The sequence below is a fragment of the Microbacterium trichothecenolyticum genome (assembly GCF_041938625.1).
GTDB classification, from domain to species: domain Bacteria; phylum Actinomycetota; class Actinomycetes; order Actinomycetales; family Microbacteriaceae; genus Microbacterium; species Microbacterium trichothecenolyticum_D.
The window spans coordinates 1,540,434-1,559,593 of sequence record NZ_CP169427.1 but is presented as its reverse complement, the minus strand read 5'-3'; the positions used below and the strand labels follow the sequence as shown (position 1 = coordinate 1,559,593).

The window sequence follows — 19,160 nt, the reverse complement described above, 5'->3', positions numbered from 1 at the left end:
TGATCCGCGGCCGCGGGCTCACCCGCCGCTACCCCATGCCGAAGGCGCACCTGTTCGAGAAGCAGGCGTTCGCGACAGGACTCGATGACGCCGACATCGACGTGCGCGAGGGCTCGGCGGTCGGCCTCATCGGCGAGTCGGGCTCCGGCAAGTCGACGCTCGTCCGCCTGTTGCTGGCCCTCGACACGCCGTCCGCGGGCACCGTGGAGTTCGACGGGCAGCCGGTCGACGCGCGCGCCTCGGCACGATCGCTGCACTGGCTGCGCCGGCAGACGGGGATCGTGTTCCAGGATCCCTACGCGTCGCTCGACCCGCGCATGAGCGTGGGCCGCATCGTCGGAGAGCCGTTGTGGGCGCTCGGGATCGAGGGCGACCGTCGTGCACGCGTGCGCGAGGTGCTGGAGGACGTCGGGCTCGAGGCCGACATGGCCGACCGCTTCCCGCACGAGTTCTCGGGCGGCCAGCGGCAGCGCATCGCCCTCGCCCGCGCGATCGTGCACCGCCCGCGCCTGCTCGTGGGCGACGAGCCGCTGTCGGCGCTCGACGTCACGGTCCGCGCGCAGATCCTCGAGCTGCTCGGCGAGCTGCGCGTGCGCGACGGGCTGACCCTCCTGCTGGTGTCGCACGACATCGGCGTCGTGCAGAACCTGTGCGACGAGGTCGTCGTCATGAAGGACGGCCGCATCGTCGAGGAGGGCCCGACCGAGAAGGTGCTTCTGCAGCCTCAGGTCGCCTACACCCGGCGGCTGCTCGCGTCGATCCCCGTCATCGACGCCGGCCGGTAGTCGCGGAGCCCGCCGACTTCCTCCTTCCCACCGGTCTTGGCGACTCGCCACAATTCGACGTGGACCGCCGCGCGTCCTGGCGACTCGCCAAGACGCGGGGGCGGCCGTGATCTGGCGACTCGCCAAGAAAGGCGAGGGGAGCCGTCGTCCTTGGCGACTCGCCAGAAGTGACGGGATGAGAGGCGGGGGCGAGCCGGGGCTGACTCGCCGGGGCGAGGTGCGGGGTCGTCGGGGGCCGCCGATAAGTTCGGAGCATGAGCCCCGGAATCGTCCCCCCGTACCTGCTCGCCCGCATCGCCGCCGTGCAGGAGGAGGACTGGGCTCGGGCGGCCGATGCTGCGCACCGCACTCTCGCCGCGCCGCGGGATTACCGTCCGGTGCGCTCGCGCCTGCGGCTGTCGATCCAGGAGCCGGGCACACTCGTCGCCGAGGCGACGCCCGCGCCCGATCGCGAGATCTCGGATGCGACGCACCGCGAGGTGCTTCCGGGCACCCGGGTGCGCGGGGAGGGCGAGCCCGCCACCGGAGACGCGTCCGTCGACGAGGCGTACGACGGGCTCGGCGCGACGTACGACTTCTGGTGGGACGCGTACGCGCGCGACAGCATCGACGGCTCGGGCAGTTCGCTGCTGGCGACCGTGCACTACGGCCGCGACTACGACAACGCCTTCTGGAACGGCGAGCGCATGGTCTTCGGCGACGGCGACGGCGAGGTGTTCCGCGGCTTCACGCGATCGCTCAGCGTCATCGCCCACGAGCTCGCCCACGGCGTGATCGAAGACGAGGGCGGCCTCTTGTACCGGGGTCAGTCCGGCGCGATCAACGAATCGATCGCCGACGTCTTCGGCGCCCTCGCCGAGCAGCACCGCGAGGGGCAGACCGTCGACGAGGCGACGTGGCTCATCGGCGAAGGGATCTTCACGGATGCTGTGGAGGGCGTCGCCCTGCGGTCGCTCAAGGCGCCCGGCACCGCGTACGACGACGACGTCCTCGGCAGAGACCCGCAGCCGGCGCACATGCGCGACTACGTCGAGACCCGCGACGACAACGGCGGCGTGCACATCAACTCCGGCATCCCCAACCACGCGTTCTATCTCACGGCGAAGGCTGTCGGGGGTCGCGCGTGGGAGCGCGCCGGCCTCATCTGGTACCGCGCGCTCACGTCGGGTACCCTCCCCTCCACCGCGGACTTCACCATGTTCGCCCGCGCCACCCTCGCTGCGGCGGCCGCGGAGTACGGTGAGGAGTCGGAGGAGGTCGACGCCGTCCGCGCCGGGTGGACCGGCGTCGGCGTGATCCCGGATGACCGAGAAGCCGAAGCCTGACCCGACCGCATCGTCCGCCGCGCAGCCGGCGGTCGAGGTCGACGTCGCGCGCACCGGCGGCTTCGCCGGCATCACGCGGCGCTGGTCCGCGCAGCCGCCCGAGGCGGAGGCCCCCGAGTGGATCACGCTCATCGACCGCTGCCCGTGGAGCGAGGCGCCCAGCCCCGCGGGCGAAGACGCCGACGAGGATCCCGCCGCCGCTCCGCCGCGTCCCGTGGCGCGACGCAGCGATCCGATGCCCGACGGCTTCGTGTGGTTCATCCGCGCGACGTGGTCGGGTGCCCACGCGCGCGAGGCCGAGCTGCCCGACGACGAGGTGGTGGGCGCCTGGCGCGAGCTCGTCGATGCCGTCCGCGACTGGAGCCGGCAGCGCTCCGACCCCGGCCGGCCGGGCCGCTGAGGCTCAGCGCGCGAAGAGCCCCTTCTTCTTCGCGGGCTTGAGGGCCTTCTGCATGTAGATCGTGCCGAGCCAGCGGCCGAACTTGAAGCCCACCCTGCCCATCCGGCCGACCTCGACGAATCCCAGCTTCTCGTGCAGGGCGACCGAGCCTTCGGCGCCTTTGTCGCTGATCACCGCGACCATCTGGCGGATGCCCGCGGCCTCGCACGCCTCGATGAGCGCTTCGAGCAGCGCCCGGCCGAGCCCCTTCCCGGTCGCGGCCTGGCCGAGGTAGATCGAGTTCTCGACGGAGAACCGGTACGCGGACTTGCTCGACATGGGCTGCACGAGCGCGTACCCGAGGATCTGTCCCGACGGTGACTCGGCCACGAGGAACGGCAGCCCCTGCTTCGCGAGCCCATCCCGCTTCTTGCGCCACTGGGCGACCGACCAGATGTCCTCGTCGAAGGTCACGACCGAGTTGGTGACGTAGTAGTTGTAGATCTCGCGGATGTCGGGGATGTCCTGGTCCTCGACGGGACGGATCGTGAACGAGAACGGGCGCTCGGGCTCGGGCTGCCGTTGCAGGTGGCGCGGCAGCTTGCGGCGGTCCTTCTCGTATTCCTCTTCGAGCATGAGCTCCTCCTGGTGTCTGCGGTCGACCGCCGCCCCTATGCGGGCAGCCGCCAGTCGACGGGGTCGGCACCCTGCTGGGCGAGCAGCTCGTTGGCCCGCGAGAACGGCCGCGAGCCGAAGAACCCGCGACTCGCCGACAGCGGCGACGGATGCGGCGATTCGATGATGGGCGTGCTGCCCAGGAGCGGACGCAGGTTCGCAGCATCCCGCCCCCACAGGATCGCCACGAGCGGCCGGTCACGCGCGACGAGCGTGCGGATGGCGTGCTCTGTCACCTTCTCCCAGCCCCAGCCGCGATGGGATGCCGGTGCCCCGGGCGCGACCGTCAGCACGCGGTTGAGCAGCATGACGCCCTGGTCGCTCCACGCCGACAGGTCGCCGTGCTCCGCCCGCGGGACGCCGAGGTCGGACTCGAGCTCCTGGTAGATGTTGCCCAGACTGCGCGGCAGCGGCCGCACGTGCGCGTCGACCGCGAAGGACAGCCCGATCGGATGCCCCGGCGTCGGGTACGGATCCTGCCCGACGATGAGCACCTTGACGTCCTGCAGCGGGCGCTGGAACGCGCGCAGCACACGGTCGCCCGCCGGAAGGTAGTGGCGTCCGGCGGCGACCTCGGCACGGAGTCGCTGGCCGAGCGCGGCGATGTCGGGACCGACGGGCGCGAGCGCCGTCGACCATTCCGGGTCGACGAGTCCTGCGTCGGCGAGCTCGGGCAGCGTCATCGCCATGTCAGGCGCGCTCCGCCCTCGTCGTCATGACGAGCTCGAGCCCGCCCTCGACCGTGGTGGACGCGAAGGCGACCTTCGCCCCCGTCAGCTCGTGGAGCGAGGCGACGTGCGTGCCGCCGCACGGGATGCGCGCCTCGGCGCCCGGAAGCTCGCACACCCACGCGCGGCGGTCGGCGAGCGTGTCGCCGTCGCGCTCGATGCGCACGGCGCCGCCCGCGGCGATCCACGCGGCGAGCTGCGCGTCCACTCGGGCCGCGAGGGCATCGAGGTCGTCGAGCGCGTCCGGGTCGAATCCCCTGCGCCGCAGCGACTTGCCGATGCGGTACACGTCGCGCGAGCCGTCCGGCAGGATGCGCGACTTCTGGATCGAGAGCGCGTCGAATGCCGGCGCACCGAGCGCATCGGCCGGCGCATCCTTGCGCCAGGCGTCCGCCAGTGCGGCGTCGAGGGCGAGCGCGGCCAGGTGGCACGCGGTGTGACCCGCCGAGAGCGCGGCGCGGTACGCGGCATCCACCGCCACGTCCACCGTCTCCCCCGCCGCGACCGCGGCGCCGCGCTCGACGAGGTGTGCGACGACGAAGGTCCACCCCTCGGTCCCCGTGCGCACGGGGACGTCCGGGCCGAGCAGCAAGCCGTCGCCCTGCGTCGCGCCGACGAGCGCGTCGACCACGACGAGCTCGGTGTCACCGACCCGCAGCGTGCCACGGTCCGCGGGCTGGTCCGGCCAGGCCGAGTCGACCGGGTGGAAGGCGGTCTCATCGAGCACGACGGCCGTCCGCCCGTCGCCGGCATCGGCCACGTGGACCACGGTGCCGTGGGAGGAGACGGCGCCGGCCGGGAAGGTGACGACGGTGCCGTCGGTGAGGGTCACAGCTCCTCCGTGCCGCGCGCGCGCAGCGGGCCGCGCGCGAGGAGGAACTGCGCCGACTGCGCGACCGGGCGCATCGTGATGAGGTCGAGGTTGACGTGCCCGGGGGCGTTGAGCGCGTACGCGATGACGTCGGCGACGTCGTCCGCGGTGAGCGGGTTCTCGACGCCGTCGTACACGCGCTCGGCGGCCGCGCTGTCGCCGCCGAGACGGTTGAGGGTGAACTCGGGCGTGTGCACCATGCCGGGCGCGACCTCGATCACGCGGATCGGCTCGCCGTTCAGCTCCAGCCGCAGCGCGTGCGCGATCATCGCCTCGCCCGCTTTCGCGGCGTTGTAGCCCGCGCCTCCGGCGTACGCGGTCTGCGCGGCGGTGGAGGTCACGAAGAGGGTGTCGGCGTAACCGTCGGATGCTGCGGCCCGGCGCAGCTGCGGCAGCAGCGCCGCGACCAGCCGCTGTGCAGAGAGGACGTTGACGTCGAACATCCACTGCCAGTCCTCGACGCGGCCGTCCTCGACGCGGTCGGTGCCGCGCGCGCCGCCCGCGACGTGGACCAGAGCGTGGACCGGGCCCGACTCCGCCAGGAACACGGCGAGCGCCTCGACGTCGGCATCCGTCGTCAGGTCGGCGGCGAAAGCGACGGCGCCGGTCTCGGCCTCGAGCGCGGCGAGCCGATCAGCGCGTCGTGCGACGCCGACAACGTCCCATCCGCTCGCGCGCAGCGCGCGCACCGCCGCCTCGCCGATCCCCGAGCTCGCCCCGGTCACCACTGCACGTCTGTTCGCCATACCCACAACGCTACCCACGTGCCGCCCGGCTGCACTCCCCGACCGGGAATCCGGGACGGGAGCGCGTTACGTCACATTTCCCCGACGTTGTTGACAACACCAGGTTCTCCGTACTCTCGAACCCGGCTGGGGGGCACGCTCCCGGCACCCGATCCCGCAGGAGCAGGCCATGTCCGCAGCCGAGAACTGGCGTTTCGAGACCAAGCAGATCCACTCGGGGGCTCAGCCCGACCCGGTGACCAAGGCTCGCGCCACGCCGATCTACCAGACCACGTCGTACGTCTTCGACAACGCCGACCACGCGGCGAACCTCTTCGCGCTCGCCGAGTTCGGCAACATCTACACGCGCATCCAGAACCCGACGCAGGCCGTCGTCGAGGAGCGCCTCGCCGCGCTCGAGGGGGGCACCGGCGCCCTGCTGCTCGCGTCGGGCCAGGCCGCGGCGACGTTCGCGGTGCTCAACATCGCCGAAGCCGGCGACCACATCGTGTCGTCGAGCTCGATCTACGGCGGCACCTACAACCTCTTCAAGTACACGCTGGCCAAGCTCGGCATCGAGGTCACCTTCGTCGAGAATCAGGACGACCTCGAGGAGTGGCGCCGCGCGGTCCGCCCGACCACGAAGCTGTTCTTCGCCGAGACCATCGGCAACCCGAAGATCAACGTGCTCGACATCCGCGGCGTCGCCGACGTCGCGCACGAGAACGGCGTGCCGCTCATCGTCGACAACACAATCGCGACCCCGTACCTCATCAAGCCGTTCGAGCACGGCGCCGACATCGTCGTGCACTCGGCGACGAAGTTCCTCGGCGGCCACGGCACCACCATCGGCGGCGTGATCGTCGACGGCGGCACGTTCGAGTGGTCGAAGAACGTCGACAAGTTCCCGGGCCTGACCGTTCCGGACCCCTCGTACCATGGCGCCTCGTACACGGCCGCGGTGGGCGACGGCCTCGCCTACATCATCAAGGCGCGCGTGCAGCTGCTCCGCGACCTCGGCTCGGCCATCTCGCCCAACAGCGCTTGGCTGCTCATCCAGGGCATCGAGACGCTGTCGCTGCGTGTCGAGCGCCACGTGCAGAACGCGCAGGAGATCGCCGAGTGGCTCGAGAACCACTCCGACGTCGCATCGGTGAACTACTCGGGTCTGCCGACCTCGCCGTGGTACGCCGCCGCGAACACGTACGCGCCGAAGGGCGTCGGCGCAGTGCTGTCGTTCGAGCTCAAGGGCGGCGTCGAGGCGGGCCGCGAGTTCGTCAACTCGCTGACGCTCTTCAGCCACCTCGCCAACATCGGCGATGTGCGCTCGCTCGTCATCCACCCCGCGTCGACCACGCACTCGCAGCTCACCCCCGAGCAGCAGCTCACGACCGGTGTCACCCCGGGTCTCGTGCGCCTCTCGGTGGGTCTCGAGAACATCGACGACCTCAAGGCCGACCTCGAGCAGGCGCTCGCGGCGGCTCGCCGGGTGTCGGAGGCCGCTCGCGCCTGATACCCCTCTTCGGGCGACGGATGCCTCGTGCCCTGCGCATACGCGCGGGGCACGAGGCATCCGTCATTCCTGCTCGGTGTCGGGCTCGTCCGCCTCGAAGTCGGCCGCCAGCTCCTCGGCGGTGAGCTGCGCCCCCGGGACCGGGCGCGGGAGCGTCGGCGCGGCGTCGTCGGCGTGCCAGGGCTCGCCCGCAACCGCGGCATCATCGGCCTCGTCGAAGATGACGTCGGTGTCGTGATCGAGGTCGTGCTCCTGCGGCGGCACCGCCGGGCGGGGCTCGTGGGCGGGCATGAAGGGCTCAGCGGTGGACATGCCGCGCATTCTGCCATGTGCGGTGTAACAGACGGCGTCAACAGGCATGCGCAGGCGAGAATGGACGGATGGACTGGCAGACCTCCGAGGACACGGTGCCGAGCGCGCCCGTGACGGAGGCTGACGCCCGCCTGCTGCTCGGCCGTCCTCCGGCCACCGGCGCCTGGCGCGACGGCGACCCGCTCGGCGAGCGCCACTTCGCGGCGTTCGGGGCGTTCCGCACCGAGGGCGGCCGCGAGCTGCCCGCATACCGTCTCGCATACGAGACCTGGGGTGAGCTCAACTCCGCCCGCGACAACGCCGTGCTCGTGCTGCACGCCCTCACCGGCGACAGCCACGTGCGCGGGCCGGCCGGGGCGGGGCATCCGACGTCGGGCTGGTGGGACGACATCGTCGGCCCCGGCGCTCCGATCGACACCGACCGCTGGTTCGTGGTCGCCCCGAACATGCTGGGCGGCTGCCAGGGTTCGACGGGTCCGGCGTCCATCGGTCCCGACGGCTACGAATGGGCCTCGCGCTTCCCGTACCTCACGATCCGCGACCAGGTCGCGGCGCAGGTGCGCCTCGCCGACGCGCTCGGCATCGATGTCTGGGCCGGGGTCGTCGGCGGATCGATGGGCGGCATGCACGCGCTCGAGTGGGCGATCTCGCGCCCCGAGCGCGTAGAGCGTGTCGCGGTCCTCTCAGCGCCGCCGGTCAACACCGCCGACCAGGTCGCGCTCAACTCCGTGCAGCTCGAGGCGATCCGCATCGACCCGCGGTTCCAGGGCGGCGAGTACTACGACGCCGGCGACGGCGACGGCCCCAATCGCGGGCTCGCGCTCGCGCGTCGCATGGCCCTGCTCAACTACCGCTCCCCCACGGAGCTCAACCAGCGCTTCCAGCGCACGTGGCAGTCGGGCGTCAGCCCGCTCGGGCACGGCGGGCGCTTCGCCGTCGAGTCGTACCTCGACTTCCACGGCAACAAGTTCACGCGGCGCTTCGACGCGAACTCGTACATCACGCTCGTCGAGGCCATGAACTCGCACGACGTCGGCCGCGACCGCGGCGGCGTCGAGGACGCCCTCGCCCTCGTCACCGCCACGGCCCTGGTGCTCGGCATCGACAGCGACCGGCTCTTCCCCATCGACGGGCAGCACCGCATCGCGCGCGGCATCCGCAACACCCTCGACGGCGACCGCGCCGTCGTCCTCTCGAGCGATTTCGGCCACGACGGCTTCCTCATCGAGACGACGGCGGTCGGCACGCACCTGCGTCGGCTTCTGGAGGCCTGACGCCCGCGTTTTCTCACTCCGTGCGCTGGTAGCGCCAGGGCAGCGCGCCGATCTCCAGACGATGACGGGAACCGGATGCTGCGCCCCCGGCGTCCGCCTCCCACTCCTCGTCGCCCTGCCACAGCAGCAGAGGCCCCTCGCCGCCGCGACGCGCGACGGTCTCGAAGCGCTGGACGCCACGGAGCCGCACAGCCCCGAGCACCGACTCGGCGTCGGCGTGCTCGGCCAGGCCGTGGAGGGTCACCCAGGTCGGCGGATACAGCGTGAATCCGCCGCGGCCGTGCCGTGCGAGTGCGTCGGCGGGGCGCAGCCACTCGGCGTCGACGGCCTCATCGGCCGACAGCGTCAGTGCGCCCGCGTCCGCCGGCGTCACGAAGAACCAGGTGCGGATGCGCAGCGCGAGGCCGGGCGGCGGATCCCAGCACGACAGCGTCACGAGCGCATCCGTGTCGAGCGCGAGCCCGGTCTCTTCGTGCGTCTCACGCACGCCGGCGCGGCGGGCGACGTCTTGCTCGGGCTCGTGGTCGGCGCCGCGGTCGGCGTCTTCGAGCTTGCCGCCGGGGAACACCCAGGCACCCGCGAACGATCCGCGGTCGGGCCGCTCGATCATGAGCACCTCGAGACCGTCACGGCCGTCGCGCAGCAGCACGACCGTCGCGGCGACGGGGACGTCGGGGTCCGTGGCATCTTCCGGGCGGCGCGTCCGCGCGCCGCCGATCGAGTCGCTCAGCGCCTGCAGCGCGCGGTCGGTCGGCGTCGGATCCGGCATCCGCACACTCTACCCAGGCGCGAGACGGCGCCGCGGGTCAGACCGCGACCACGACCCGGCGCCGCTCGAGGACGAGGCTGGCCGACGCGAGCACCAAGCCGGCGAGGGCGAGCCCGACGCCGACCCACGCGGGTGCGCCGAAGCCCCAGCCTGCGGCGATGACGACACCGCCGAGGAAGGCGCCGAGACTGTTGCCGATGTTGAGGGCCGAGTGGTTCAGCGCCGCAGCGATCGACTGGTTGTCCTGCGCGACGTCCATCAGCCGCGTCTGGATCGTGGGACTGAGGGCGGACGCCACGAAGCCGATGGCGAACACGAAGAACGCGAGCGCCCAGATCCACGGCGCGGTCACCGCGAGCAGCGCGAGCACCACCGCAAGCCCGACGAGACCCCCGATCAGCGTGCGCTTGAGGTCGACGTCGGCAAGGTGGCCGCCGACGAGGTTGCCGATGGTCATGCCGAGGCCGATGAGCACGAGCACGATCGGCACGGCCCACTCCGGGGAGCCGGCCACCTCGGTCACCAGCGGCGCGACGTAGCTGTAGACCGCGAAGAACCCGCCGAAGCCGATCGCGCCGACGCCCAGCGCCAGCCACACCTGCCCGATGCGGAACACCTTGAGCTCCGCGCGCAGCGTGCGCGACGGATCGCCGGGATGCTCCGGCACGAAGAAAGCGATGAGCACGGTCGCCGCCGCGAAGATGCCTGCCACGACCATGAACGCCGCACGCCACCCGAGCTGCTGACCGAGGTAGGTGCCGAGCGGCACGCCGACGACGTTCGCGACCGTGAGGCCGGTGAGCACGAACGCGACGCCCTTCGCCCGCTTGCCCGGACCGAGCACGTCGGCGGCGACGAGCGCGCCGATGCCGAAGTACGCACCGTGCGGGAGACCCGCCAGGAACCGGGATGCCGCGACCCACTCGAACGTCGGGGCCAGGAAGGTGAGCGCGTTGAAGACCGTGAGCGCGAGGGCCAGCCCGATCATCACGCGGTGGCGCGGGTACTTCGCCACGGCGCCCGCGATCGTCGGCGCACCGACGACGACGCCGAGCGCGTACAGCGAGATGAGCCAGCCGGCCTGGTAGATCGCATCCTCCTGGCGCAGCTGCCAGAGCGACGGAAGCAGGTCGGAGCCGATGTTCGGCAGCAGGCCCATGACGACGAACTCGGTCATGCCGATGCCGAAGCTGCCGACGGCGAGGGAAAGGAGCGCCCACGTCGCCGCCCCCCTCGTCAGATTCGAGGAGGTCACGGCGTCATGCTAGCCGCGGTCGCGGCATCCTGTCGAATCGATTCGGAAGCGACCGACGCCCCCCGTCACGCACGCGCGGGACCGGAGCCTCAGTCGGCGTGGGCTTCGCTCGCCTGGCGGTCGATCGCGGCCTCGAGGCGCTCGATCTTGCCGTCGAGCTCGCCCGAGAATCCCGGCCGGATGTCGGCCTTGAGCACGAGCGAGACGCGCGAGCCGTAGGGTGCGACGGCGTCGGTCGCGCGCTTGACGACGTCGAAGACCTCGTCCCACTCCCCCTCGATCTCGGTGAACATCGACGTGGTGCGGTGCGGCAGGCCGCTCTCGCGCACGACACGCACCGCGGCGGCCACGGCGTCGTGCACCGAGCCGTCGGCGCGGCCGGTGCCACTGGGGGCGACGGAGAAGGCGACGAGCATGGGGACCTCCGGCTGTGTGGGGAACGACGGGCGACGGATGCTGCGCCCCGACGTCTACTCTGACACGCTCAGCCGGGTCGGCTGGCGTACGGGCACCCGCGCCAGGCGCACCACGACCCACACGAACAGCGCCACGAGCAGCACATTGCGCACGACGAGAAGCCAGACGGCTGCGGGCGTCAGCACGAGGATCCAGTCGTAGAAGATCGGGAAGATCAGCTGGGTGACGGCGAGGATCACGAGCGTGAGCGCAGCCGGGCGGAGCCAGCGGCGCCGATCGATCGCGAGGCCCACGACGACCGGCGCGATCAGCCACGTCATGTACTGGGGCGACCCGACCTTGTTGAGCACGATGAAGCCGAGCACGAGCGCAGCCGACAGCGGCGGGAACAGCGTGACGAATGACGCGCCCCGCCATGCCTTGAGCGCGCCGACCGCCGCGATCGCCACCATCCCGACCATCAGCACGGGGGTCATCAGCATGATCACCGTGTCGATGGAGGGTCCGGTGACCTGGAAGGTGATGAGGTCCGGGTCGTAGAACATCCGCGCGCCCGGGACGCCCGCGATCGCGAGCAGCATGTACGCGCTGCTCACCGGCGCTTCGATCTGCAGGCCCCGCGAGGTCTGGTCGCCGACGAACCCGAGCAGGTGCGCCCCGCCTCCGGCGAGCAGGACGGCCAGGACGACCACCGCCGTGACGGCGGCCGCTCCCCCGACGATCGCGAGCCGGCGGCGCACCGCGATCACCGCGGCCGCGAGCAGTGCCGCCGGCCACACCTTGATCCAGGTGGCGACGGCGAGCAGCACCGAGCCGAGCCACGGCCGTCCGACGAGCCACAGCGAGCCCGCGACCGCGAGCGGCACCGTCACGCCGTCGAGCCGGAACATGCCCACGCCGCCGAGCGCGAGGATCGCCGCCAGCCAGAACCACGCGGCGATCATGCGACCGCGCGAGCGCCCGCGTCCGACGAGCACCGCGAAGGCCGCGGCGTCGAGCGCCGTCACCAGCAGCCCCCAGCCGAGGGTGTAGTCCACGGCACGGAACGCCCCGACGAGGACGATGGGCACCTGCGCCAGCGGCGGGTAGATCCAGTCCGCGGTGATGCCGGGGAGCATGTCGCCGCTGAGCGTCAGCCCGGCCCACCAGCGATACAGCTGGTCGACGTCCCACGAGGCGGCGTGGTCGTCGACGAACCCGAGCCAGATGACCACCGCATGGACGAGGACGAATGCGATCCACACCCACGTCCGCCGCAACACCCCTTCATCCTAGGGACGAGGCGCACCGCCGACCGTCAGGCGTGGGCGAGGGCCTCGGCGACGGCGCGAGGCAGCGCGTCCGCCACGTCCAGCGCCGTGATCGGTCCCTCACCGAACGCCGGAGCACCGGGCAGCGCCGCGTTGCTCGCACCGAGAGCGGCGATCGAGCCCGCCCGCCCGTGCAGCCACGCGCCCGAGGCGGCGAGCGCGGCGAGGGACGCGGCATCCGTGTGCCCGTTCTGCGCGACCGCACCCGCGACGAGTGCTCCGATGATGCCGGCCAGCACGTCGCCCGTTCCCGCGGTCGCGAGCCAGGGCGTGCCCGCGTCGACCGTTGCCGCCCACCCGTCCGGGGCGACGACCACGGTGACGGCGCCCTTGAGCAGCACGACGGCGCCGGTGACTTCGGCGGTCTCGCGAGCGGCGGCGACGCGGTCGGGCGGCGCGTGCCCGAGGCCGAGTGCCGAACGCAGCCGCGCGTGTTCGCGGTCGTGCGGGGTGAGGATGCGCGGGGCGGTGGCCTCCGCCGCGAGGTCGAGCGCTCCCGCATCGACGACGACGGGGTCGGTGTCGGACAGCAGCGCCCGCAGGGCGGCGGTGTCGGACGGCGTGCGGGCCGAGGCATCCGTTCCCGATCCGATCACCCACGCCTGCACGCGCCCGTCGGCGGTCACCGTCTCGGGCCGGCGTGCGAGCACGAGATCGGTCGGGTGCGCGGGTCCGAGGTAGCGCACCATGCCGAGACCGGTGCGCCAGGCCGCCTCGACACCGAGGACCGCCGCTCCCGGATAGGCCTCGGAACCCGTCCGCATGCCCAGCACGCCTCGGGAATACTTGTCGTCGTCGGCGGTTGGCCTCCGCAGGGCGCGCGCGGCATCGGCGCGCCTCCACGTCCTCACCATGCGGCCACAGTACCGCGCACCCGATCCGATCCGGAGACCCGATGACCCGCCTCTTCACCCCTCTCACCCTGCGCGACGTGACGGTGCGCAACCGCCTGTGGGTCTCGCCGATGTGCCAGTACAGTGCCGTCGACGGCGTGCCGCAGGAGTGGCACCACACGCACCTCGCGCAGTTCGCGTCGGGCGGTGCGGGGATGGTCGTCGCCGAGGCCACGGCGGTGTCGCCGGAGGGACGCATCTCGCCGCGGGACACGGGGCTCTGGAACGACGAGCAGCGCGACGCGTGGACGCCGATCGTCGCGGCCATCCGCAGCCGGGGCGCCGTCGCGGGCATCCAGCTCGCCCACGCCGGGCGCAAGGCGTCCACCTGGTGGCCGTTCTCGGGACGTCGCGGCTCGGTCCTCGAAGACGAGGGCGGCTGGACCACCGTGGCCCCGTCGGCGATCGCGTTCGACGGCTACGCTGCACCGGTCGCCCTCGACCTCGCGGCGATCGACCGCGTCGTCGCCGATTTCGCGGCGGCCGCGCGCCGCGCCGTCGAGGCCGGCTTCCAGGTGCTCGAACTCCACGGCGCCCACGGATACCTGCTGCACCAGTTCCTGTCGCCGCTGTCGAATCTGCGCGACGACCGGTACGGCGGCTCGCTCGAGAACCGCGCCCGCCTGCTGCTGCGCGTGCTGGACGCCGTGGCCGATGCCGCACCCGGCGTTCCCCTCATCGTGCGGTTCTCCGCCACAGACTGGGCCGACGGCGGCTGGAACCCCGACGAGACGGCGACGGTCGCCCGGTGGGCGGCAGAGCGCGGTGCGGACTTCTTCGACATCTCCAGCGGCGGCCTCGTCGCCCACCAGAAGCTCACGACCGGGCCGGGCTACCAGGTCGCGCTGGCGGCACGCGTGCGGCGCGAGGCCGGCGTACCGGTCAACGCCGTCGGCATGATCGACGACGCCGCGCACGCCGAACGCGTGCTCGAGGCCGGCGACGCCGACGCGGTCATGGCCGGCCGCGAGTGGCTGCGCGACCCGCACTACGGCCTGCGCGCCGCGGCCGAGCTCGGGGCCGACATCGACTACTGGCCCGCGCAGTACCTCCGCGCCCGCCTCTGACCCGGAAAAGCGATGAGCGGATGCTGCGGCCCCGGGCCGCAGCATCCGCTCATCTCGTCCGTCAGAAGAGGCGACGACGCGTGGCGTCCTGCACTTCGCCGATGAGCTCCTCGATGATGTCCTCGAGGAACAGCACCGCCGTGATCTCACCGGCCTCGTTGCGCACCTGCGCGAGGTGGCGGCCGGCGCGACGCATCACGGCGAGCGCGTCCTCCAGATCGGTCGACTCGAGCACCGGCACCATGTGGTGGATGCGCTTCGTCGCGATCGGGAGCGCGACGTCGGTCGCGGCATCCGGTCCCTCCGCTGCCCGGAGGATGTCCTTCAGGTGCACGTAGCCGAGCGGCAGGCCCGCCTCGTCGACGATCACGTAGCGCGAGAAGCCGTGCTTGGCGACCGCGCGCTCGATCTCGTCGGGCGTCGTGATCACAGGGAGCGTCACGAGCTGCGACAGCGGCACGGCGATGTCGGCGGCCTTCTTGTCGGTGAACTCGACGGCCGCGGCCACCGTGCCCGACGCGTCGTCGAGCACGCCCTCGATGCGGGACTGGTTGACGATCGTCGCGACCTCCTCGAGCGTGAAGGTCGAGGCGGCCTCGTCCTTCGGCTCGACGCCGAACAGCCGCACGATGTGGTTCGCCGTCCAGTTGAGGCTCACGATCACCGGGTGGAAGACCTTCGACACCCACACCAGCGGCGTCGCGAGCATCAGCACGGCGCGGTCGGGCACCGAGAACGCGAGGTTCTTCGGCACCATCTCGCCGAACACGACGTGCAGGTACGACACCAGGATCAGCGCCACCGCGAAGGCGACGCCGTCGACGACGGCCTCCGACCAGCCGGTGAGCCCCAGCGGCTCAGCCAGCAGGTGGTGGATGGCGGGCTCCGAGACGTTCAGGATCAGCAGCGAGCAGATCGTGATGCCGAGCTGGCTCGTCGCCAGCATGAGCGTCGCGTGCTCCATCGCGTAGAGCGCGGTCTTGGCGGCGCGCGACCCCTTCTCGGCGAGCGGCTCGATCTGCGAGCGGCGGGCCGAGATGACGGCGAACTCGGCCCCGACGAAGAAGGCGTTGGCGATGAGGAGCACCACCAGCCAGGCGATTCCTGCCCAGTCACTCATCGGCGGTCACCCCCCTCGGTCGCGCCTTCATGGGGCATCGGCGTGGGCGTGAACCTCACACGGTCGACGCGGCGGCCGTCCATGCGCTGCACCTCGATCGTGCCGTCCTCGATCTCGACGCGGTCGCCGACGACCGGGATCCGCTCGAGCACGCTCATGATGTAGCCGCCGACGGTGTCGTACACATCGCCCTCGGGGATGCGGATGCCGGTGCGGTCGCGCACCTCGTCGGGCCTGAGCTCGCCCGGGAAGATGACGCTGTCCTCGAGCCGCACGATGCCCGCGCGGCGACGGTCGTGCTCGTCGAGCACCTCGCCGACGATCTCCTCGACCAGGTCCTCCAGGGTGACGACACCGGCGGTGCCGCCGTACTCGTCGACGACCACGCCCATCTGGTACCCGCGGGCGCGCAGCTCCGAGACGAGCACGTCGAGGTGGACCGCCTCCGGGAAGCGCAGCGGCTCGGTGGCGAGAGCCGCAGCCGGGACGTCCGCCCGGCGCTCGCGCGGCACCCCGACGGCGGCCTTGAGATGCACGATGCCGGTGATGTCGTCCATGTCCTCGCCGTACACCGGGAAGCGGCTGTGACCCGTGCGGCGGGCGAGCTGGATGACGTCCTCGGCCGAGTCGTCGGCGGCGAGCGCGTGGATGCTCGGCCGCGGCGTCATGACGTCGGCCGCCGAGAGCCGCGCGAAGGTGAGGCTGCGGTCCAGGAGCGACGCGGTGTCCTCCTCGAGCACGCCGGCGCTGGCCGATCGGCGGACGAGGCTCGAGAGCTCCTCGGCCGTGCGGGCGCCGGAGAGCTCCTCCTTGGGCTCGATGCCGACGGAGCGCAGCACGCCGTTGGCGCTGCCGTTGAGCACGACGATCGCCGGACGGAACACCGTCGTGAACGCGACCTGGAAGGGCATGACGAGCTTGGCGGTCTGCCGCGGCACAGCGAGCGCGAAGTTCTTCGGCACGAGCTCGCCGATGATCATCGAGAAGATCGTCGCGATCGAGACGCCGATGATCGCCGACAGCGGCCGCGAGACGCCGCTCGGGATGCCCCACGCGTCGAACACCGGAGCGAGCAGGTTCGAGATCGCCGGCTCCATCGTGTAACCGGTGAGGAGAGTCGTCAGCGTGATGCCGAGCTGCGCGCTCGACAGGTGGGTCGAGGTGATGCGCAGGGCGCTGATCGTGAGCGACAGCCGGGTCTCGCCCGCTGCCTGGCGGGCCTCGAGGTCGGCCCGGTCGAGGTTCACGAGCGCGAACTCGCTGGCGACGAACAGGCCGGTGCCGATTGTGAGAAGAAGCCCCACGCCCAACATGACGTAATCCATCACGCACGCCCCCTTCGCTGCAACCGGCGGTCAGGCCGATTCATCGGGGTGGAGGGTCGGTGGGGCGATTGTCTGCAACTGGGAGGGTCGTCCATCGTGCGGACCATTCTATGGGAGGCCCACCCGGCACGAGCCTGGGGATCGGTGCCAGCATGGCGCCATGGCATTGGACAGGATCAGCCTCGTGATTCCCCCCGTCGGAGCCTGGCGTGCCCAGGAACGGTGGTACCGCTGGGCGGAGCAGGTCGGCTACGACGTCGTCTACACCTACGACCACCTCACGCACGCGACCGCGCCGGGCCTGTGGCTGAGCGAGGCCTTCACCACGCTCACAGCGGCGGCAGCGGTCACCGAGCGCATCCGCCTCGGCACGTTGGTGGCCTCGGCGGTGTTCCGCACGCCGGTCACGCTCGCGCGCATCGCGATGACCGTGCAGGACGTCTCGGGCGGCCGTCTCGTGCTCGGGCTGGGCATGGGCGCGCCGACGTGCGCACTGGCCGACCGCGGCACCCGCGAGACGCCCGCCGAGATGTCGGGACGCTTTGCGGACGTGGTGCGCGGCTACCGGGCGGTGCTCGACGGTGCGACCGAGTGGGACGGTCGCACGACGTCGTTCCGCGGCCTCGAGACCCTCCCGGCACCGGAGGGGCTCGCTCGTCCGGAACTACTGCTCGCGGCCCACGGACCGCGCGCGCTCGCCCTCGCCGCCGCCTACGCCGACACCTGGAACACCTACGGCGGACCCGGGTCGACCCAGCTCGATCCTCAGGATTACTGGGAGCTGCTCGGCACGCAGGCGCGCGGCTTCGACGAGGCGTGCCGCAGCGCGCACCGCGATCCGGCGGCGGTGCGCCGGTCGCTGCTTCTGGGCTTCGGCCGCGTGCGTCCCACGACGGGCGTCGACGACTACCTCACCGCCGCCGAGCACGCCGCCGCACTCGGATTTACGGAGCTCGTCGTGTACGCACCCGAGTCCCCCGCGGGCATGGGCTCCGACCCCGCCGTCCACGAGAAGGCCCTCGCCCGCTTGCGCTGACGATGCCTTCGGGATCACGGATGCTGCAGGCCCGCAGCATCCGTCATCTCCGGCGTTGCTCTCGCTCGCCGAGACCGGTTGCGCTGCGGAAATCGGCGTTCGCGCCCACACCGCACGACAGCGCACGACGATTTCGACAGCGTGCACCCCCCTCGCGTACGCCGAACCAGCACCGGATGCCGTTTTGGACCGCGCGGGCGTCGCAGCTCGTCAGGGCCGTTTGGCGCACGGCACACGGCCGCCGTCGCGATCCGCGACTTCTCCCCAGGCCAGCGTCGCGTCTCGGTTTCCACCGACCCGGCGGCATCGCCCTCCGCCCGGCGCCGCCGCGCCCATCGTGGGAGAGTGACGTCCACCGCACAACCACGAATCTCGCCCGACATCGCGATCCTCCGCCGGCGCGATCAGTTCGATCTCGCCGACGACCGTCGGATTCGCAAGAACCTGGCGTCGGGCGAGTGGACCCGCGTCACAGCGGGTTCCTACGTGTTGAGCACCGAGTGGCGCAGGCTCCGTCCTCTCGAACGGCACCGCATCGTCGTTTCGGAGGTCGCGCGCCGGCTCGAACCCGGTGCGGTGCTGTCGCACTTCGCGGCCGCTGCCGAACACGGCATCGACATCCTCGGGCAGTGGCCGCGACAGGTGGACGTGATGATCGAACGCGCGACGGGCGGCCGATCCGGTGGCGCGGTGAGGAGGCACGCGCTCGGTCTCGAGGGGGTCGAACGAGTCCCGTTCGGCCGGCACGAGCTGACCACACCCGCCCAGACAGCGCTCGACCTCGCCCGCACGGCCCCGTTCCTCGTCGCGGCGACCGCCGTCGACCAGGCGGTATGGATCGGGCGCGAGGGCGGCCCGCTCACGACGATCGACGAACTGCTCCGGCTCCTCGGCAACGAGCCGCGGCGGCGGGGCGACGTGCGGGCGCGCCACGTCGTCGCATTCGCCGACACCGGGGCGGCGAACCCTCGCGAAACACAGGCTGCACACGTGCTGCGCCGACTGGGGTTCCCCGAGTCACGGTCGCAGGAACGGCGAGTGCTCCGCAGCGGGCGCCTCGTGTTCGGCGATCGCTACTTCCCCGCGTTCGACCACTGGCTCGAAATCGATGGCCGCGGCAAGTACCTCAGCCCCGAGTTCGGTGACGACCGCGATCCGGACGAGATCGTGATAGACGAGAAGAACCGCGAGAACGAGATCCGCCGCGAGGTCCGCGGGTTCTCCCGGCTCGAGGCCACCGACTTCGACAACCCGCGGCTGGTGTACGACATCCTGACCGCCGACGGGCTGCCGAGCTCCCAGCAACGACCATGAGACGGTCGGCGTCGGTGCCCCTCGACCTGGTGTTCCCCGATGGCGCTGCAGGAATCGGCATGAGCGC

20 protein-coding genes are annotated in these 19,160 nt (G+C 71.8%); 8 read left to right on the top strand and 12 right to left on the bottom strand.

The window, feature by feature from the left end; genetic code table 11:
- The first annotated feature begins 35 nt into the window (after positions 1-35).
- The 3 genes from ACEYYH_RS06980 to ACEYYH_RS06970 all read left to right on the top strand — a co-directional run bounded on the left by ACEYYH_RS06980 (position 36) and on the right by ACEYYH_RS06970 (position 2,510).
- Positions 36-785 (top strand): ABC transporter ATP-binding protein, encoded by a 750-nt coding sequence (locus ACEYYH_RS06980; RefSeq protein WP_374978176.1) that lies wholly within the window; start codon positions 36-38, stop codon positions 783-785.
- A 254-nt stretch (positions 786-1,039) separates the two neighbouring features.
- Positions 1,040-2,110: a M4 family metallopeptidase gene (locus tag ACEYYH_RS06975; RefSeq protein ID WP_374977512.1), complete on the top strand. Its 1,071-nt coding sequence runs from the start codon at positions 1,040-1,042 to the stop codon at positions 2,108-2,110.
- Entirely contained in the window at positions 2,088-2,510 is a 423-nt protein-coding gene (locus ACEYYH_RS06970) for a hypothetical protein (protein WP_374977511.1), read from the top strand. The genes ACEYYH_RS06975 and ACEYYH_RS06970 overlap by 23 nt, the downstream gene beginning before the upstream one ends.
- A 3-nt stretch (positions 2,511-2,513) precedes the next feature.
- Here the strand turns inward: ACEYYH_RS06970 and ACEYYH_RS06965 are convergent, their stop codons facing one another.
- Genes ACEYYH_RS06965 through ACEYYH_RS06950 form a run of 4 tightly spaced genes read right to left on the bottom strand, consistent with a single transcriptional unit; the run spans position 2,514 to position 5,509 of the window.
- Complete coding sequence (locus tag ACEYYH_RS06965; RefSeq protein ID WP_116193973.1) at positions 2,514-3,125, bottom strand: GNAT family N-acetyltransferase; 612 nt, start codon at positions 3,123-3,125, stop codon at positions 2,514-2,516.
- Positions 3,126-3,160: 35 nt separating this feature from the next.
- Complete coding sequence (locus ACEYYH_RS06960) at positions 3,161-3,853, bottom strand: uracil-DNA glycosylase (protein ID WP_374977510.1); 693 nt, start codon at positions 3,851-3,853, stop codon at positions 3,161-3,163.
- Position 3,854: 1 nt separating this feature from the next.
- Positions 3,855-4,724, bottom strand: a complete 870-nt coding sequence (locus ACEYYH_RS06955) for a metal-dependent hydrolase (RefSeq protein ID WP_374977509.1) — start codon at positions 4,722-4,724, stop codon at positions 3,855-3,857.
- Complete coding sequence (locus tag ACEYYH_RS06950; protein WP_374977508.1) at positions 4,721-5,509, bottom strand: SDR family oxidoreductase; 789 nt, start codon at positions 5,507-5,509, stop codon at positions 4,721-4,723. Before ACEYYH_RS06950 ends, ACEYYH_RS06955 begins: the two co-directional genes overlap by 4 nt.
- A 169-nt stretch (positions 5,510-5,678) precedes the next feature.
- Between ACEYYH_RS06950 and ACEYYH_RS06945 the strand changes: the two genes are divergently transcribed.
- On the top strand, positions 5,679-7,001 hold the full coding sequence (locus tag ACEYYH_RS06945; RefSeq protein WP_374977507.1) for a bifunctional o-acetylhomoserine/o-acetylserine sulfhydrylase: 1,323 nt from the start codon (positions 5,679-5,681) through the stop codon (positions 6,999-7,001).
- A gap of 63 nt (positions 7,002-7,064) precedes the next feature.
- On the opposite strand, the gene ACEYYH_RS06940 is transcribed toward ACEYYH_RS06945, so the two are convergent.
- The gene (locus tag ACEYYH_RS06940) at positions 7,065-7,313 is read right to left on the bottom strand and encodes a hypothetical protein (RefSeq protein WP_374977506.1); all 249 of its coding nucleotides are present in this window, start codon (positions 7,311-7,313) and stop codon (positions 7,065-7,067) included.
- Positions 7,314-7,381: 68 nt separating this feature from the next.
- Between ACEYYH_RS06940 and ACEYYH_RS06935 the strand changes: the two genes are divergently transcribed.
- Positions 7,382-8,587, top strand: coding sequence for a homoserine O-acetyltransferase (locus ACEYYH_RS06935; RefSeq protein WP_116193979.1), 1,206 nt, complete (start codon positions 7,382-7,384; stop codon positions 8,585-8,587).
- Positions 8,588-8,600: 13 nt separating this feature from the next.
- Here the strand turns inward: ACEYYH_RS06935 and ACEYYH_RS06930 are convergent, their stop codons facing one another.
- From ACEYYH_RS06930 to ACEYYH_RS06910, 5 genes are all read right to left on the bottom strand, one after another.
- Positions 8,601-9,356 (bottom strand): NUDIX domain-containing protein, encoded by a 756-nt coding sequence (locus ACEYYH_RS06930; RefSeq protein WP_374977505.1) that lies wholly within the window; start codon positions 9,354-9,356, stop codon positions 8,601-8,603.
- A 37-nt stretch (positions 9,357-9,393) separates the two neighbouring features.
- On the bottom strand, positions 9,394-10,611 hold the full coding sequence (locus tag ACEYYH_RS06925; RefSeq protein WP_374977504.1) for an MFS transporter: 1,218 nt from the start codon (positions 10,609-10,611) through the stop codon (positions 9,394-9,396).
- 89 nt (positions 10,612-10,700) lie between these two features.
- Positions 10,701-11,027: an MTH1187 family thiamine-binding protein gene (locus tag ACEYYH_RS06920; RefSeq protein ID WP_374977503.1), complete on the bottom strand. Its 327-nt coding sequence runs from the start codon at positions 11,025-11,027 to the stop codon at positions 10,701-10,703.
- Between the two features lie 54 nt (positions 11,028-11,081).
- Positions 11,082-12,290 carry a hypothetical protein gene (locus ACEYYH_RS06915; protein WP_374977502.1) on the bottom strand — a complete coding sequence of 403 codons (1,209 nt, stop codon included), beginning with the start codon at positions 12,288-12,290 and terminating at the stop codon, positions 11,082-11,084.
- A gap of 35 nt (positions 12,291-12,325) precedes the next feature.
- Positions 12,326-13,192: an NAD(P)H-hydrate dehydratase gene (locus tag ACEYYH_RS06910; RefSeq protein ID WP_374977501.1), complete on the bottom strand. Its 867-nt coding sequence runs from the start codon at positions 13,190-13,192 to the stop codon at positions 12,326-12,328.
- Positions 13,193-13,233: 41 nt separating this feature from the next.
- Here ACEYYH_RS06910 and ACEYYH_RS06905 point away from each other — a divergent pair, with 41 nt between their 5' ends.
- Positions 13,234-14,298, top strand: coding sequence for an NADH:flavin oxidoreductase/NADH oxidase (locus tag ACEYYH_RS06905; RefSeq protein ID WP_374977500.1), 1,065 nt, complete (start codon positions 13,234-13,236; stop codon positions 14,296-14,298).
- 61 nt (positions 14,299-14,359) lie between these two features.
- Here ACEYYH_RS06905 and ACEYYH_RS06900 read toward each other — a convergent pair whose 3' ends face one another.
- Both ACEYYH_RS06900 and ACEYYH_RS06895 read right to left on the bottom strand, forming a co-directional pair.
- Complete coding sequence (locus ACEYYH_RS06900) at positions 14,360-15,418, bottom strand: hemolysin family protein (RefSeq protein WP_116193986.1); 1,059 nt, start codon at positions 15,416-15,418, stop codon at positions 14,360-14,362.
- The gene (locus ACEYYH_RS06895; protein ID WP_374978175.1) at positions 15,415-16,743 is read right to left on the bottom strand and encodes a hemolysin family protein; all 1,329 of its coding nucleotides are present in this window, start codon (positions 16,741-16,743) and stop codon (positions 15,415-15,417) included. The genes ACEYYH_RS06900 and ACEYYH_RS06895 overlap by 4 nt, the downstream gene beginning before the upstream one ends.
- A 160-nt stretch (positions 16,744-16,903) precedes the next feature.
- On the opposite strand from ACEYYH_RS06895, the gene ACEYYH_RS06890 reads away from it, so the two are divergent.
- Both ACEYYH_RS06890 and ACEYYH_RS06885 read left to right on the top strand, forming a co-directional pair.
- Positions 16,904-17,779 carry an LLM class flavin-dependent oxidoreductase gene (locus ACEYYH_RS06890; RefSeq protein ID WP_374977499.1) on the top strand — a complete coding sequence of 292 codons (876 nt, stop codon included), beginning with the start codon at positions 16,904-16,906 and terminating at the stop codon, positions 17,777-17,779.
- A gap of 345 nt (positions 17,780-18,124) precedes the next feature.
- Positions 18,125-19,093 (top strand): hypothetical protein, encoded by a 969-nt coding sequence (locus ACEYYH_RS06885; protein ID WP_374977498.1) that lies wholly within the window; start codon positions 18,125-18,127, stop codon positions 19,091-19,093.
- The last annotated feature ends 67 nt before the right edge of the window (positions 19,094-19,160 follow it).